Origin of the sequence: Acinetobacter lwoffii, from assembly GCF_029024105.1 — a bacterium.
GTDB lineage: Bacteria > Pseudomonadota > Gammaproteobacteria > Pseudomonadales > Moraxellaceae > Acinetobacter > Acinetobacter lwoffii.
Map to the genome: position 1 here is coordinate 175,357 of NZ_CP118963.1, position 15,703 is coordinate 191,059.

A 15,703-nucleotide genomic window follows, 5' to 3' on the forward strand; every position below is an offset into this window, starting at 1 on the left:
CGGCTTGTTCATTTAAAAGCAACAAGCCAAATAGGTAATAATTACGAAGTAAAATACAGGGGAAACATGTGATTAAACGTAACGCTTCTGCGCTCAATAAAATAACCGTACTGGCTGGTTTATTCAGTGCGGTTATGTTGAATACTGCCTCGGCAGCCGATTTGACTTCGGTGACCAAAACTGCGATTGAAAATAATCCAGAAGTACAAACTCAATGGTTTAGCTTCCTTGAAGCAACAGCAAATCAAAAACAAGCACGTGCTGGCTATTTACCATCGTTAGATTTGAACGCAGCCTATGGCAAAGGCAATCGTGAATTCGATGGCGATCGTGGTTGGTTCAATCAAGGTCAGGCAGAAATTGCGTTAACGCAAGTGTTGTTCGATGGTTTTCGTATTAAAAGCAAAGTTGAACAAGGCGATTATGCTGCGTTAAAACGTTATTATGACTTGAATGCAGGTATTGAACAAAAAGCACTTGAAGCGACTCAAGCGTATTTAGATGTACAGCGTTATCGTGAATTGGTTAGATTTGCAGAAGGAAATTTTGCCAATCACCAGCGCGTTTATAATCAAGTATTACAACGGACCAACCAAGGTGTAGGCAATAAAGCAGATTTGTCACAAATTTCAGGTCGTTTATCGCTTGCTCAAACCAACTTGATGACAGAACAAGCCAATTTAAATGATGTATCTGCACGTTTTGCACGAATTGTTGGGGTTGAGCCAAGTAATAATCTTTCGCCAGTAAGTATTAATGCAGCACTTCCGAACAGTGCACAAGAAGTGATTGCTTCTGCTTATAACAATAACAACAGCCTAAAAGCGGCGTTAAGCGAAATGCAATATGCACGTGCGAGTGCGCAAGAGTTTAAAGCCAATATGTACCCAAAACTTTCATTTGTGGCGCGTACAGGTTTATATCAAAACCGTAACAGTTTTGATGAGCGTAGCAATCCCGATAATGATAAATATGGGCAAGATAGCGCAGTTGAGTTAAGACTCAATTATAATATATTTAATGGTTTTGCTGATAGAGCAGCCATGAATGCTGCCAATGCACGTGTTTTACAATCCGATGATTTGAAAAACAAAGCATGTGTCGATATTCGCCAAACTTCAGCCGTGGCTTATAACAATGTCAATAACTATAGCAACCAGTTGCAATGGTTACAGCGTCATCGTGATGAATCTGCATCCGTTGTAAAAGCTTATAATGATCAGTTTGATATTGGTCGTCGTACTTTGCTTGATGTACTTGATTCAGAAAATGAAGCCTTTCAGGCCAATCGTGCTTATGTCAGTGCGCAATATGATTTGAAAATTGCACAATTCCAAACACTGTATAGCATGGGTCAATTATTGCCTGCGCTCGGTATTCAACGTGATAATTTACCAGAAGTATCAGAAGTAAGTAAACGTGAACTGAATGCAGCAAATGTATGTACAGCGGCAAATGCACAAGCTGAATAATTTTTTAATCAGTTAAAATAAAATAGGGTGCTGTTGCACCCTGTTTTTATAGATGCTCCAACTCTTTTGGGTAAGGTGAATTTACAATTATTCTATTAACTCAATGATATAACTCTGAGTTTAGGAATAATGAACCTTTTATGCTTGTTTGATTCATGGTGAATAAGTGACAACACAAATATTTGATCCTTTAGCTTTATGCCTGATTCGGGTGGCTAAAGATTATGAAATTAGTATTACACAAGAAGGTTTATTATCAGGTTTGCCTTTACCCAATGGAAAGCTAATACCTCAGTTTTTTTCACGTGCAGCTGATCGGGTAAGTTTGACAAGTAATATGGTACAGCAGAATCTGGATCAACTGAACCATTTTGTTTTTCCTGCCATTTTAATATTGAATAATAATACAGCTTGTGTTTTATATCGTTTTGATACAGAAAGACAGACTGCAACAGTATATTTTCCTGAAATGTTGGACACTGTGACAGAAGTGCCAATTGTCCAGTTACAAGAAAAATATCTGGGTTCAGTGATTTATTTACAACAACGTCAATTTGTGGCGGATAACAAGGTTAAGCTGGAAAAGACAAATCAGCATTGGTTCTGGAGCGTAATTCGACAGCACCGTTCCATGTACAAAGATATTTTATTAGCAGCCCTGTTCGTCAATATCTTTGCTTTGTGTGCACCTTTTTTCGTAATGAATGTTTATGATCGTGTTGTTCCCAACCATGCTACAGATACCCTATGGGTACTCGCCTTTGGAATCATGATTATTATTACGGCTGACTTTATTTTAAAACTGGTCCGTAGTTATTTTGTTGATTTGGCTGCAACCCGTGCTGATAACAAGCTATCTGCCTATATTATGGAAAAAGTATTAGGTCGGCGTATGGAACAGAATAATATGTCTGTTGGTATGATGGCCTCCAATATTCAGTCCTATGAGGCAATTCGTTCTTTTACCAGTTCTATGACTGTGGTATCACTGATTGACTTGCCATTTTTTGTTCTATTCTTAGCTGTTATCTGTATTATTTCATGGGTTTTCGTTATTCCTTTAGTCATCGCTGCAATCATTATTTTACTCTATGCATTATCAGTTCATATTAGTTTAAAAAAATTATCTGATGCGATGTCAGAAGCTTCTCAACAGCGTCAGGGATTATTGATAGAAACCTTAAATAATCAGGAAACGATTAAAAGTTTTAATGCTGCTGGACGAATGCAAACTTTATGGGAAAAAGCCACTCGTTTTACCGTACAGTATTCTTCTAAATTACGTTTTATTGGTGGCACTGTTGGTAATTTTGCTGGATGGGTACAACAAACAGCAGGCGTTGTAATTATCCTGGTTGGAGTTTATCTTATTGTAGATGGAAAGTTGACCCAAGGTGCACTGATTGCCTGTTATTTATTATCAACTCGTGCCTTGGCTCCAATTGCACAAATTGCAGGTTTATTAACCCAATATTATCAGGCATCCAGTGCCTTAAATATGCTGAATCAAACTGTTGACGCTGAACAGGAACGAGAGAATCTAAAAGGTTGGGTGAGTCATCCACATCTTATAGGACATATCGAATTTAAAAATGTCAGCTTATGTTATCCAAATGAATCACATTCTGCTTTAAATAATATCTCTTTCTCTATTCGAGCAGGAGAAAAAGTGGCGATTCTAGGAAAAGTAGGCTCAGGTAAAAGCTCAATTGAAAAGATACTATTGTCGCTCTATAAGCCGACTGAAGGGTCAGTATTTATTGATCAAACCAATATTAGTCAGATTGATCCAGCAGAATTACGTAGCCAGATTGGTTATATTCCCCAGGACATACAATTGCTGAACGGTACAGTATTATCAAATATTGTCTTAGGTAATCCACATGCTAGCCGTGTTGCTTTGGAACAAAGTTTGGTTGTTTCTGGTTTAAGCCAGATTCTAAAAGCACATGAAGATGGTTTGTCATTACAAGTGGGTGAGGGTGGTCATAAATTATCTGGCGGACAGCGGCAGGCGGTTGCCGTGGCACGTGCAATTGCCCAGAATGCTAAAATTTTGGTTTTTGATGAACCGACCAGTGCGATGGATACTCCCCTTGAGAATCATGTGATTCATCATCTAAAACATTATATGACAGCTCAACATACTTTAATTTTGGTCACACATAAACCTGCATTACTTACATTGGTTGATCGAATTATTATTTTAGAAGATGGAAAGATTATTGCTGATGGTGATAAGGAAAGTGTAATGAAAGCCATGTTTCCCCAACAAGCTAAAGTTGCAGGAGCTGTATCATGAGCACAGAACACAATAAAACCCAAAGAGAGAAGATGTTTGGGGGCGTAGGTAAAAGTATTGAACAATCAGAAAAAGTTCTGAGTCCAGTGCTAGGGCGTTTAAATTTATTTAAAAAATATCAACCTGCTGATACAAATGACTGGAAAAGTCAGGTACAAGAAGTAACTCAATCACAAAAGCCAATTCAGGCAAGAGTCATTCTTTATGTGATTGTAGTGTTGTTTATCTGTTTAATTATTTGGGCAGGTTTTGCTAAAGTCGATGAAATTACTCGTGGTGAAGGAAAAGTGATTCCATCTCAACAGATGCAAGTGATTCAATCGGTTGATGGTGGCGTGGTTGAAAAGGTGTATGTGCAGGAAGGTGAGCACGTCAAAAAAGGCGATCTATTGATTCGTATTGACCCGACACGGTTCACCTCAAATTTGAATGAAGTTAATGCCAAGATTTTTGCCTTGCAAACCAAAGTTAGACGTTTAAGTGCACAATTAAATGGCTCGGGCTATACCTCAGGCAGTGTCCCTGCGGGGGTTTCACCTGATGCAGCTGCAAACATTATGGCGCAAGAAAGCCAGTATTATGCGGAAAGTTTGCGCGAACTGAGCCAAAGAACGATGACCAATCAAGGTACGGTTTCGACTCGTCAACAGGAATCGCAACGTGCTCAAGCTGCACTCGGACAAGCTGAAAGAGCCTATCAACTTGCAGTGCGTGAACTCAATACCACACGACCTTTGTTAAAGACTGGTGCGGTGTCGGAAATGGATATTTTGCGCCTTGAACGTGACGTATCGAATGCCGATGGTGAACGTAAGCAGGCGGCAGCGAATTTAAGAGCTACGCAGGCATCTATTGGGGAAGCGCAATCACGCACTTCTGAGGCTGCGGTGAGTTTAAAAAATCAATGGCGCAATGAACTGGCAGAAGCGCAAGCTCAGCTAGTGAGTTTAAAAGAAAGTATTTCAGGCGTAGCAGACCGAGTGAAAACCACCGATATTCGTTCACCGACCAATGGTATCGTGCAGAAAATTTTCTTTAATACCATTGGTGGGGTTGTGAAACCAAGCGATCAAGTCGCGGAAATAGTACCTTTAGATGGACAATTGATTGTTGAAGCAAAAGTGTCTCCGAAAGATATTGCTTTTGTACGACCAGATTTGCCTGCGGTGATTAAATTTACGGCCTATGATTTTTCAATCTATGGCGGAATGAATGCGAAAGTAAAACATATTAGCCCAGACACATTTACCGATGAAAAAGGCAATATGTTTTATATCGTCCGTGCAGTGACTGATAAACCAACGTTTGGTAAAGGATTATCCGTGATTCCCGGCATGACCGTTCAATTGGATATTATGACAGGGAAGAAAACTATTCTTTCTTATCTGCTTAAACCAATTCTTAAAGCGAAAAATAATGCCTTAACCGAACGTTAAGTCGAATAAAAACCGAAATCTCTTAAAATCCCTCTTTTGAAAAGAGGGATTTTTGATTTATAAAGTAAATTTTAAACGCGCGAAATTTACATTTTATTGAAGCAGATAAAAAATCTAAATTCATTTTTAGTTTTTTCCAGTGCCAAAATGTTGCACCCAATACGTTCGATGAGTTACATCATTTCGAACGCAGGTAATCGCATAATCTTTAAATTGGGGTTTCATTAAGTTATCGCAATGTCCAGGACTGAGCGCCAGCCAATTTTCTAAAACTTGTTTTAGGTTGCTTTGACCTGTTGCTAAATTTTCCCCACCACCACCTTTGTATCCTGTTTTTTTAATACGAGCTCTCAGATTTTCACCACTTCGACCGACATGACTTAAAATCTGACGTTGCGAAATATCCAGCGCATGTGCAGTTGAACTTGTTTGTAATTGATTATTCCATTTTAGCGAGTGGGTAGCCGAGTAAGCTATTTTTCCACATTGTTGCGGTTGATGCCGAATCACGTTAATGGCATTTAAAACGGCTTGCTGATATTGTGGATTTTTAATGTCATCACAAGAGATTTTGTCAAAAGAGGCTAAAGTCTGTTGAGGATTTTTTTGAGTGGGTATCGTTGTTGATTTTGCAATGGTTTTATTTGATTGATGCTGCAAAGGCTGTTGTGGTTGTGAATTTGAACATCCATGTAGTAAAAAGTATAGACTGCATATAAAAGAATGATAAGCAATATTTTTCATAGTGCACCTCTAGCAAATTTTTTTATTCATCAGATGTATTAGTTCAGACTTGATCGGACATAACTCTTGAAAAAGAGAAAGTTACCCATTTTGATAAAGGTGTCGAAATCTTAATCAAACAAAGGTAACTTTCTTATGTTGCATACTAACAATCAAATCATCAAACACAAAGTAGGCTTACTCAATTTAGCTGAAGAGCTTCAAAATGTTTCTAGAGCATGCAAAGTGATGGGTGTCTCTAGAGATACTTTTCATCGCTATCAGGAGCTAGTACAGTCTGGGGACATGGATGCATTGATCAATAAATCCCGTCGAGTACCTAATCTAAAAAATCGTGTAGATGATGCTACAGAACTAGCAGTCATTGATTTCGCAACTCAGTATCCAGCTTATGGGCAGCATCGTACTAGTAACGAATTACGCAAGAAGGGTGTATTTGTTTCAGGTAGCGGTGTTCGCTCTATTTGGTTACGCTATGATTTAGAGAACTTTAAGAAGCGTTTGAAAGCACTCGCAGCTAAAGTGGCACAGGATGGTATCGAATTAAATGATCATCAGATTGCTGCTGTTAGCGACAGTGTAAAAATGACCCCCTAACGGCATTTAAAAACTGACCCCCTTGGTTAATATAGCGGTCATTTTGGACTGCTCAACATGTTAACTTTGGAGCAAGCAGTGACAATCCAAATACTTCATCAACAAGGTAAATCTATTAAAGCCATTAGTCGTGAACTGGGGGTGTCCAGAAATACCGTACGTAAATATTTACGGCAAAACACCACACCTCAGTATCAGCGTATACAGCCTAGAATAAGTATCCTTGACCCATATAAACCCTATTTACTCCAACGTGTAAACGCAGCTCATCCTGAATGGATTCCTGCTGTTGTGCTCTACCAGGAAATTTTAAGGTTGGGATATCCAGGAAAGATCAGGATCTTGAGGGAATATCTTGCAACATTAAAACCAGTTGCTAAACCAGAACCGATCATTCGTTTTGAAACCCAACCTGGCCAACAAATGCAGGTAGATTTCACGACAATTCGACGCAACAACACGACTTTAAAAGCCTTTGTCGCAACATTAGGGTATTCCAGAGCGACTTTCGTGAAATTTTATGATCATGAACGTACGGATGCATGGATCGATGGTCTAGAAAATGCATTTCAGTTCTTTGCAGTAGTACCTCAAGAAATCCTGTTTAATAACGCTAAAACGATCATGATTGAACGGGATGCCTATCAGGAGGGGCAGCATAAATGGAACCCCAAACTGCTCGACTGTGCCAAGAAGTACAGCTTTCGTCCTCGCGTATGTAAGCCCTACCGCGCACAGACCAAAGGCAAAGTTGAACGCTTTAATGGATACCTCAAATCAAGCTTTATTGTGCCATTGAAAGCAAGCCTGAAGACTTCGGGTTTACTGTTAGATGTTGATGTCGCCAATGCCCACATTGGCCGGTGGCTGCATGAAACCGCCAATCAGCGGATTCATGCCACCACGCAAGAAAAACCGGCTGTTCGACTGCAACAGGAGCAGCAAAAATTTACGCCATTACCGCAATCAGATACAGGTTCTAGCACTGTACCTGTTGCAGCAGCACAGCATGTCATGCCCTACGAGAGTTTGCAGCATCCCTTATCGGTATATGACCAGTTGCTAGGAGTTTCCTGATGAATCTGCAATACGACCGTATAGAGCAACTTTGCCAAAAGCTCAATCTGCCTGCCATCGCATCACAATGGTCACATCATGCACAACAAACATTAGGTCAAGATGGAAGTTATGCCGACTTTGTTGAAGCGATCTTGACGCATGAATATGCTGCCAGGCAACAGCGCAGCCAGCAGGTCCTGATGAAACTCTCAGGCCTGCCTCAAATGAAAACACTGGAAGGTTACGATTTTAATTATGCACTAGGTGCTCCAAAATCACAGGTGGTCGAGTTGTTCAACTTGAGCTTTATCTCGAGAGCAGAAAATGTGGTGTTTCTTAGTGCTAGTGATGTAGGGAAAACGCATTTATCCATGGCATTAGACTATAAGGCCATCATAAACAATGTCAAAACCAAGTTTATTACCGCCGCCGATCTCATGCTGCAACTCAGTACAGCCTATCAGCAAGGTAAATTGAAAACCTATATGCAACGGGTGATACTCGCCCCGAAATTACTGATAATCGATGAAATTGGTTATTTACCGTTTGGACGTGAAGAAGCGAATCTGTTCTTTAACGTGATTACCAAGCGTTATGAAAAAGGCAGTCCAATATTGACGAGTAACTTACCCTTTAGCCAATGGTCTAAGTCGTTTGCGGATGATGTTAGGTTGACCGCTGCGATGTTAGATCGGCTATTACATCACTGTCATGTGGTACAAATATCGGGTGAGAGTTATCGTTTGAAGGATAAAAAAAGAATTGGGATTCAGCCCCAGGTTGAAACTTAATACGAGATCAAAGGGGTCAATTTTACTTTGCCATTTGTAAGGTAAAAGGGGTCAATTTTAGAATGCCGTTGACAAATACACAAGTTTTACAGGTGAAACCAAATGAGTGAACAACAACTAACATTTAAAGAAGGCTATGACATCTTAAAGAAGAATGCTGAGCTTCTAGAGTCTCAAGAGGAGCCGGACATTGATAACCTGATGAAAGTTGTTGAAGAATCCATGGCAGCTTATAAAAACTGTAAGCAACGCATTGATGCAGTACAACAAGCATTGAATGAAAGCTTTAAGGATTAATCTTTAATTGTTAGCAGTTGATCCCACTTAAAGTAGTTCTGTGTTAGCCGATCTCGTGACATATTCCATGTTCTGTTCGGCATTAAACTCGCGCCCAAGGCAATCTTGGTTTTGCCATACTTAAGATGAATCGCTTCAAGGGAATCCATCAAGGCATTGCTGACTTCGATGTGTTTCATATCAATGAACATGTCATACACATGGTTTTCCTTTGGTTCGAGACACGTCAGAATCACGCCGCATTTCTTGAATGCTATATCATTTGCATACAGGCCATCAATCATCGTTGTAGCGAGTTTAGAGAGCACTAATAAGTTGTCGGTAGGTTCTGGTAAAGCTAATGATAAAGACTTGTTGTAGCAGGGCTTTGAGCTATCAAATGGGTTTGATTGAACGAAACCAATCAGACAACCACACAACAAATTATCATCTCTCAGTCTGCTAACAGCATCCATGACATACAGCGACATGGCTTCCTTGAGATCATCTATGTGATAGACCCTCTGCCCAAAGGAGCGACTAGCAATGATTTGCTTCTTTGCAGGAGGCGTATGTTCCAATTCAATGCAAGCAATTCCATGGAGTTCCAATAAGGTTCTGTGCATCACTACAGAGAATTGGTCTCGGATCATCAGAGGGGAAGCCAAGACAAAATCCATCACTGAATGAATCCCCATACTGTTGAGCTTCTTCGTATACTTTCGACCAATGCCCCATACTTCACTTACATCAATTGCTTGATAGACGCTCTCGGCTGAGCATGGATCCATTGAAACCAAGTTGCATACGCCATTGAAGTAATCGTTCTTCTTGGCAATATGGTTTGCGAGTTTCGCTTCTGTCTTTGAGCGTCCTATGCCAATACATACAGGTAAACCAAGCCAAGAAAACAAACGCTGACGAATCTGATGAGCATATTCAGTCAAGTCGTAATTCCCTGCATGAGCTGTCAGATCCAGAAAGCACTCATCAATAGAGTAAATCTCTTGCTCTTTTGGCGATACAAAATCGGCTAGGATTTTCATGAATCTGCGAGACATCTCTGCATACAGTGCATAGTTGCTCGATAGCACCTGTACCTGATGCTGTTCGACGATGTCCTTAATCTGGAAGAGAGGAACACCCATCTTGATGCCCAAGTCTTTGGCTTCTTGGGAACGTGCCACAGCACAGCCATCATTGTTGGATAGCACAATGACAGGCTTTTGTTCAGACTAGGGTTGAAGACACGTTCACAACTGACATAGCAATTATTGATGTCTACAAGTGCATAGATCTTCTGGTGAGCTACTTGCATGAGCATGAAACCAATCAAGTATTAACGCTTTCTGAATGGCTTGATGACAAAAGTCACTATGAATAGCCACCGATTTTGTAGACACCTTTTAGTTAGATAAAATGGCTAATTAACGAGGTGCTTATGAGCAGTAAACGATACCCTGAAGAATTCAAAATTGAAGCAGTAAAACAAGTCACTGAGAAAGGTCATAGTGTGGCTGAAGTTGCTACACGTTTAGGAACCACTACACATAGTCTGTATGCTTGGATCAAACGTTATGATCCACAGCAGCCCAAGACAACAGAATCTAGTGATCCAACTACAGAATTAGCGAAATTAAAAAAAGAGCTGCAAAGGGTCACTGAAGAAAGGGACATATTAAAAAAGGCCGCGGTGTACTTCGCAAGCCAGTCCAAATGAGGTACGCCTTTATTCGGGACAACCAACATATATGGTCTGTTCGTCGTTTATGTTCAACGTTAGATGTTCATCACAGTGGTTATTACGCCTGGTTAAAGAAACCTACCAGTATAACTGCGAGGAAGCGGCAACAGCTTTCAGGATTAATTAAACAGTTCTGGTTGGAATCTGGCGGAGTCTACGGTTATCGCAAGATTCATTGTGATTTGAAAGACGTTGGCGAAAGTTGCGGTATCAATCGAGTACATCGACTCATGAAGGCGAATGGTCTCAAGTCACAGCGTGGCTATCGCAAACCTAGAGCTAATGTTAGTACTCCATCGATTGTGGCTCGAAATACTTTAGACAGACAGTTTAACCCCACCCAGCCCAACCAGTTGTGGGTGACTGACATCAGTGTGCCGCAGCAAGCGGCGTAAGAGATGAGGGTATGGCCCCTCGCTATCGGCTTGCAGGAGCAGGTAGCAAACCACCATAAGCGGCTTGGATCAAAAGTCCCGGTCGTGAGCGTTATGGAAAAGGCGTTGTAAAGGCGTCAGGTAAGAATTAGGAAGGCGAACACCAGTGAACTGCCGTTCAAGTGTCGAAAGTACTCAAATGACATCAAAACCGGGGATGGATGTTGCCCCGCGATCAGTTTGGCCGTTACCTGCTTACGGGCCATTCGGTGTCCGGCGTAGAGGCAGCGCGATCCTAATTCAGGCTTTTACGTTGAACTGCGGGAACCTTCGGTGGCGATGTCAAGCGAAAGGTACAAGCTCAAAAGGCAAGGCCGATAATAGCAATGCGTCACCAAGGGGCGGAGCAGCTCGTAGTAGTGTTGAAGTTACTGTAATGGTAATGGAGCGAAGGGGCTGCATTATCCAGGTCTGCGGTCTTGTCAACTGCACAAGCAGGAGGAACAAGGCTTTATGACCAAACCATTTAACATTCCTAAAGCGTTAATTTGGGAGGCATTCAAGAAAGTCAAAGAGAATGGCGGTGCTGCAGGCATCGATCATGAATCTATTGAGCAATTCGAACACCACTTAAAAGGCAACCTGTATAAACTATGGAATCGACTTTGTTCAGGCAGTTATTTTCCACCGCCAGTCAAAGGCGTTCCGATTCCAAAGAAATCAGGTGGGGTACGTATGTTAGGCATTCCAACAGTAGCGGATCGAGTAGCACAAACAGCTGTCAAGCTTATATTGGAGCCACAGATTGATCCTCTATTTCATCCAAACTCTTATGGATATCGTCCAGGGCGTTCAGCCCATGATGCGATAGCTGTGGTGAGACGACGAAGTTGGGAGTATGACTGGGTTGTGGAATTTGATATCAAAGGTCTATTTGATAACATTGACCATAATCTACTCATGCGTGCACTTAAGAAACACTGCGAAATTCCATGGATTCTTCTCTATGTAGAACGCTGGTTAAAAGCACCTATGCAAAATGTAGATGGTCAAGTTTTAGAAAGGAATCACGGCACACCGCAAGGTGGAGTTATCAGTCCTCTATTGGCTAATTTATTTATGCATTATGCTTTTGACATGTGGATTACCAAGAATCTTGCGAGTGTAAGATTCTGCCGCTATGCGGATGATGGAGTAATTCATTGCCGAAGTTTATCTCAAGCCAAACTTGTTTTACAAAAGATTGGTGCACGATTTCGTGAATGTGGACTCGAATTGCATCCAGATAAGACAAAGATTGTTTATTGCCAAGATGTGAATCGTCGCCAAGCATATCCAGATGTTCAATTTACTTTTCTCGGGTACACGTTTAGGCCCCGTAAGGCTGTGGACAAGTATAAAAGAGTTTATGTAAATTTCTCTCCTGCAGTCAGTCGTGATGCACTTAAAACAATGCGACAGACTATTCGGAAATGGCATCTACATCTGATGTGTAATCGCGAATTAAGTGATTTATCTGCAATATTTAATCCAATTCTTCAAGGCTGGCAGCAATACTATGGTCGATTCCATGGTTCAGCAATGTCAACGATCTGGCAACACATGAATGCTTATCTTATACGCTGGATGAGGCGTAAGTATAAAAACTTGGCCCGTCATAAAAGACGGGCTAGATATGCCTTAGGGCGACTTGCGCGTGATTTTCCAAATGCCTTTGTGCACTGGAAAATGGGATGTTTACCATCGGTTGGATAATGGGAGCCGGATGAGCTGAGAGGTTCACGTCCGGTTCTGCGAGGGGCTAAGGGTGAGACTCCCTTGGTCTACTCACCCTTATATTCGCACTCATGAAGGATGGCTGTATCTTGCAGTAGTAATCGACCTATTCTCACGGCTAGTCGTTGGCTGGTCTATGAAGTCGAGAATCACAACAGATCTGGTTTTAGATGCTCTACTGATGGCTTTGTGGCGAAGAAGCCCAAAGAACAAAGTCCTGATTCATTCTGATCAAGGTAGCCAATACACCAGTCATGAATGGCAGACATTTCTCAAGCATCACAACCTTGAAAGCAGTATGAGCCGGCGTGGAAACTGCCATGATAATGCTGTTGCTGAGAGCTTCTTTCAGCTGTTAAAGCGAGAGAGGATCAAGAAGAAAATCTATGTGACAAGAACTGAAGCAAGGTCGGATATCTTTGAATATATAGAGATGTTCTATAACTCAAAACGCAGACATGGTTCCAATGGTCAGCGTTCTCCATTAGATTATGAAAAGGCCCATCAAAAGATGGTTATGTGTGTCTAGAATTTTGGTGGCTATTCAATCACCGATGTCGACAGGTTTCCAAACGAAAAACTCTTATTTGTTTTCTACCTTTTAATTGGTGTAAAAGGGCTAAGGTCATCAATTAGATGACCTTAGTTTTTTGATTTATGTGTAAGCAAGATTGGTTAAGTAAAGGCGGGCTTTCATTGCCAAATTTGCATAATTGGCTTGCCCATCATCCAATTGTCGTTGTAACCAAAGCCTTAAAGCCTGATGATCATTAAAACATTTGTTGACGTTGAGCATGAAAGCGAGGTTGTGCAGTTTGGGAATTTGAAACTCCTCAATCAGCTCACGTGCAATTGCATCAACTTCCTGTGACACCACAACCCCACCAAAGAATGATTTAGTCATATTCATTCTCCATCTCATTGAGCTTTTCTAGCATCAGCTCAAAAGCACTGCCATCACGACGGGTAATATTAGGAACATAGCGACTGTAAACACGAAACAGCATTTCAGTCGTAGAATGTCCTAGTTGTTTGGCAATCCATTCCGGATTTTCACCAGCTGAGAGCCACAATGTCGCTGCAGTATGCCGTGTTTGATATGCACGACGACTTTTCAAACCTAAAAATCTTAATAATGGATGCCATACGCGTCGATTCACTAAGCGATAGTCCAATGGGTTGCCATTTCGCATAGAAAAAACGAATTCAGAGCGGTTCTTGACCATTTTCTTTTGTTCTAAGAGTGCTTGATACACACGCTCACTCATTTGAATGCCACGGTCTGATCCAAAGGTTTTGGTATCACCAAGTTTGCCGTTGACTAATGCTTCTTTGATATAGATCTCACGCCGTTGAAAATTCACGTTTTGCCAACGTAGACCATCGATTTCACTGGTACGCATACCTGTGAAGAAGCGAACGGTGTAGTACGGTTTAAAGTCATCACGCACAGTCTCTATGATCTTTTGCACCTCTTGTAGGGTAAAAGGTGTAACGTCAATGCGACTTTCCTTGAGATTCTTAATATTTTTATAAGGCGAAACAAAGTTGTATCGTTCCGCTGCTTCATTAAGTATCATACGTAAAGGTGTCATGATCTGATTGATTCGGGATGCCTTCAGGCTTGCTTGTTTTAAACCGTAATTCACTTTGCCGAGAGAGGAACGGAATTCAAGCAAGTCTGGCTTCTTTATCTGATCTAAGCACTGATGGCCTAATGCAGGGATCAAATAATTATTTAAAATAATCAGTACCTTTTCCTGGTAGGAACTGCGCCATTCAATTTTTTTCTCATCAAACCAAATATGCGCAAAATCCTTAAATAGGGGTGTTGATGAGCTCAGTACAGCTTTACGTTGCTGTATCTCACTAAACTGTGCAACTCGTTTGCTTTTAGGAAAATACTTTGCATACTCGAAAGTCCCTAAAGTAATTTCTGCTTCAAGCTGTTCTAAACGTTTCTTTAAAAGTTTACGGTTTTGGGCCGTATCTTCGAGATTGGTTGTTTCTCTGCACCGTACACCTTGATAGCGGAAGTCGACAACGAGCTTTCCATAACGTTCTTGAATATTCGCCATATGCAGGACTCCTTATTGCAAAGTGGTTAGCCCTAGGCTGGTGAATTTCAACATATCTTCTTCGATACGTTCCCATACAAACAAAATTTTGCGTCCACCGAATGGGCGGATGTAATGAATGCCCTCAAGGAAAATACTGTCCTTAAGTTGGTTACGGATGGTACGTGGGTCGTAATGAATTTTTTCAGCCAACTGTTGGGCTGTCATATAGGTGTATGTCATAATGATATTCCTGTAAAACTTCATCGGATGTGGAGATAAATTACATCCTTGAAGATAAATTAACTCTAAAATTGCTCAAATGCAATGAAAAAGTAATCGGATTAGAGGAATTTATTGTGATTATTTGTAAACTTCCAACTCTTTTGGCTGAAAGAAGGATGAGAGTAGCAGATCTTATCCGTGGTACTGGTATTAATAAAACCACATTGCATAAGCTTTATAATGGAGATTTGACACGAATAGATTTTGATACTATTGATCGGGTATGTGATTTTTTAGATATACAGGTTGGGGAGTTATTTATATTTGAGCGGACTAATGATTTGTTAGCGCAGTCAAATAATAGAGATACCGATGATGAATAATAAAATAGATAATCAATAATTTTTTGTGTAATTACATGATAGGGGCTTGGTCATACAGATTCGGCCAACTTAGAAAGTAGCGCGTAAAAAAATAGAGTCACTTTTTGGTCACCATTTGGTCACCAATTTTAAATGTAATGTTCTGTTAACTTGCTTTTTTAAGTATCAGAAATTCTGATAGATAATAATACTATTTAAAATCAACAAAAAAAGCCCCAATCTTTCGACTGAGGCTTTTAAAATTCTGGAGCGGGAAACGAGACTCGAACTCGCGACCCCAACCTTGGCAAGGTTATGCTCTACCAACTGAGCTATTCCCGCGGAGTCTATAAAGTTTTTTAAATGAAAAAACTAAATGAAAAAATTTTGAGCGGGAAAGGAGACTCGAACTCCCGACCCCAACCTTGGCAAGGTTATGCTCTACCAACTGAGCTATTCCCGCATGCCGTGTATAATACAGCATGCAA

Annotated in this window: 12 protein-coding genes, 2 tRNA genes and 4 pseudogenes; 11 read left to right on the forward strand and 7 right to left on the reverse strand. The window is 40.8% G+C overall.

Translation table 11 applies throughout. The annotated features are described in order from the left end of the window. Window positions 1–68: 68 nt before the first annotated feature. The 3 genes from PYW33_RS00660 to PYW33_RS00670 all read left to right on the forward strand — a co-directional run bounded on the left by PYW33_RS00660 (window position 69) and on the right by PYW33_RS00670 (window position 5,210). Window positions 69–1,472 carry a TolC family outer membrane protein gene (locus PYW33_RS00660; RefSeq protein ID WP_228713160.1) on the forward strand — a complete coding sequence of 468 codons (1,404 nt, stop codon included), beginning with the start codon at window positions 69–71 and terminating at the stop codon, window positions 1,470–1,472. A 211-nt stretch (window positions 1,473–1,683) separates the two neighbouring features. Continuing rightward, complete coding sequence (locus PYW33_RS00665; RefSeq protein ID WP_275059844.1) at window positions 1,684–3,774, forward strand: type I secretion system permease/ATPase; 2,091 nt, start codon at window positions 1,684–1,686, stop codon at window positions 3,772–3,774. Beyond that, a complete protein-coding gene (locus PYW33_RS00670) occupies window positions 3,771–5,210 on the forward strand; it encodes an HlyD family type I secretion periplasmic adaptor subunit (RefSeq protein WP_004644817.1) in 1,440 nt (479 codons plus the stop codon). Before PYW33_RS00665 ends, PYW33_RS00670 begins: the two co-directional genes overlap by 4 nt. Before the next feature lie 126 nt (window positions 5,211–5,336). Here PYW33_RS00670 and PYW33_RS00675 read toward each other — a convergent pair whose 3' ends face one another. After that, entirely contained in the window at window positions 5,337–5,954 is a 618-nt protein-coding gene (locus PYW33_RS00675; RefSeq protein ID WP_004644818.1) for a CAP domain-containing protein, read from the reverse strand. A 135-nt stretch (window positions 5,955–6,089) separates the two neighbouring features. Between PYW33_RS00675 and PYW33_RS00680 the strand changes: the two are divergent. From PYW33_RS00680 to xseB, 4 genes and pseudogenes are all read left to right on the forward strand, one after another. Next, window positions 6,090–6,524: pseudogene (locus PYW33_RS00680) on the forward strand (helix-turn-helix domain-containing protein); the annotation flags it as partial. Window positions 6,525–6,608: 84 nt separating this feature from the next. Beyond that, the gene (gene istA / locus PYW33_RS00685; protein ID WP_004644821.1) at window positions 6,609–7,628 is read left to right on the forward strand and encodes an IS21-like element ISAba8 family transposase; all 1,020 of its coding nucleotides are present in this window, start codon (window positions 6,609–6,611) and stop codon (window positions 7,626–7,628) included. Beyond that, the gene (istB, locus tag PYW33_RS00690) at window positions 7,628–8,401 is read left to right on the forward strand and encodes an IS21-like element helper ATPase IstB (protein WP_004644822.1); all 774 of its coding nucleotides are present in this window, start codon (window positions 7,628–7,630) and stop codon (window positions 8,399–8,401) included. The genes istA and istB overlap by 1 nt, the downstream gene beginning before the upstream one ends. Before the next feature lie 102 nt (window positions 8,402–8,503). After that, window positions 8,504–8,698, forward strand: coding sequence for an exodeoxyribonuclease VII small subunit (gene xseB, locus PYW33_RS00695; protein WP_004644823.1), 195 nt, complete (start codon window positions 8,504–8,506; stop codon window positions 8,696–8,698). On the opposite strand, the pseudogene PYW33_RS00700 reads toward xseB, so the two are convergent. Continuing rightward, a pseudogene (locus tag PYW33_RS00700) lies at window positions 8,695–10,001 on the reverse strand (Y-family DNA polymerase). The gene xseB and the pseudogene PYW33_RS00700 overlap by 4 nt on opposite strands. A 117-nt stretch (window positions 10,002–10,118) precedes the next feature. Between PYW33_RS00700 and PYW33_RS00705 the strand changes: the two are divergent. The 3 genes and pseudogenes from PYW33_RS00705 to PYW33_RS00715 form a co-directional block, all read left to right on the forward strand. After that, window positions 10,119–10,795 (forward strand): annotated as a pseudogene (locus tag PYW33_RS00705) (IS3 family transposase); the annotation flags it as partial. A 513-nt stretch (window positions 10,796–11,308) separates the two neighbouring features. Then, a complete protein-coding gene (ltrA, locus tag PYW33_RS00710) occupies window positions 11,309–12,550 on the forward strand; it encodes a group II intron reverse transcriptase/maturase (protein ID WP_004644827.1) in 1,242 nt (413 codons plus the stop codon). Between the two features lie 79 nt (window positions 12,551–12,629). Beyond that, window positions 12,630–13,100, forward strand: a pseudogene (locus PYW33_RS00715) (IS3 family transposase); the annotation flags it as partial. A gap of 126 nt (window positions 13,101–13,226) precedes the next feature. Here PYW33_RS00715 and PYW33_RS00720 read toward each other — a convergent pair. Genes PYW33_RS00720 through PYW33_RS00730 form a run of 3 tightly spaced genes read right to left on the reverse strand, consistent with a single transcriptional unit; the run spans window position 13,227 to window position 14,871 of the window. Then, entirely contained in the window at window positions 13,227–13,475 is a 249-nt protein-coding gene (locus PYW33_RS00720) for a hypothetical protein (RefSeq protein ID WP_004644829.1), read from the reverse strand. Next, window positions 13,468–14,649, reverse strand: a complete 1,182-nt coding sequence (locus PYW33_RS00725; protein ID WP_004644830.1) for an Arm DNA-binding domain-containing protein — start codon at window positions 14,647–14,649, stop codon at window positions 13,468–13,470. Before PYW33_RS00725 ends, PYW33_RS00720 begins: the two co-directional genes overlap by 8 nt. Window positions 14,650–14,661: 12 nt before the next feature. Beyond that, a complete protein-coding gene (locus PYW33_RS00730) occupies window positions 14,662–14,871 on the reverse strand; it encodes a hypothetical protein (RefSeq protein WP_004644831.1) in 210 nt (69 codons plus the stop codon). 116 nt (window positions 14,872–14,987) lie between these two features. Between PYW33_RS00730 and PYW33_RS00735 the strand changes: the two genes are divergently transcribed. Next, a complete protein-coding gene (locus PYW33_RS00735; protein WP_004644833.1) occupies window positions 14,988–15,236 on the forward strand; it encodes a helix-turn-helix domain-containing protein in 249 nt (82 codons plus the stop codon). Window positions 15,237–15,481: 245 nt separating this feature from the next. Here the strand turns inward: PYW33_RS00735 and PYW33_RS00740 are convergent. Further along, window positions 15,482–15,557 (reverse strand) — tRNA-Gly (locus PYW33_RS00740). A 48-nt stretch (window positions 15,558–15,605) separates the two neighbouring features. Beyond that, window positions 15,606–15,678: transfer RNA gene (locus PYW33_RS00745), tRNA-Gly, on the reverse strand. Window positions 15,679–15,703 lie beyond the last annotated feature (25 nt).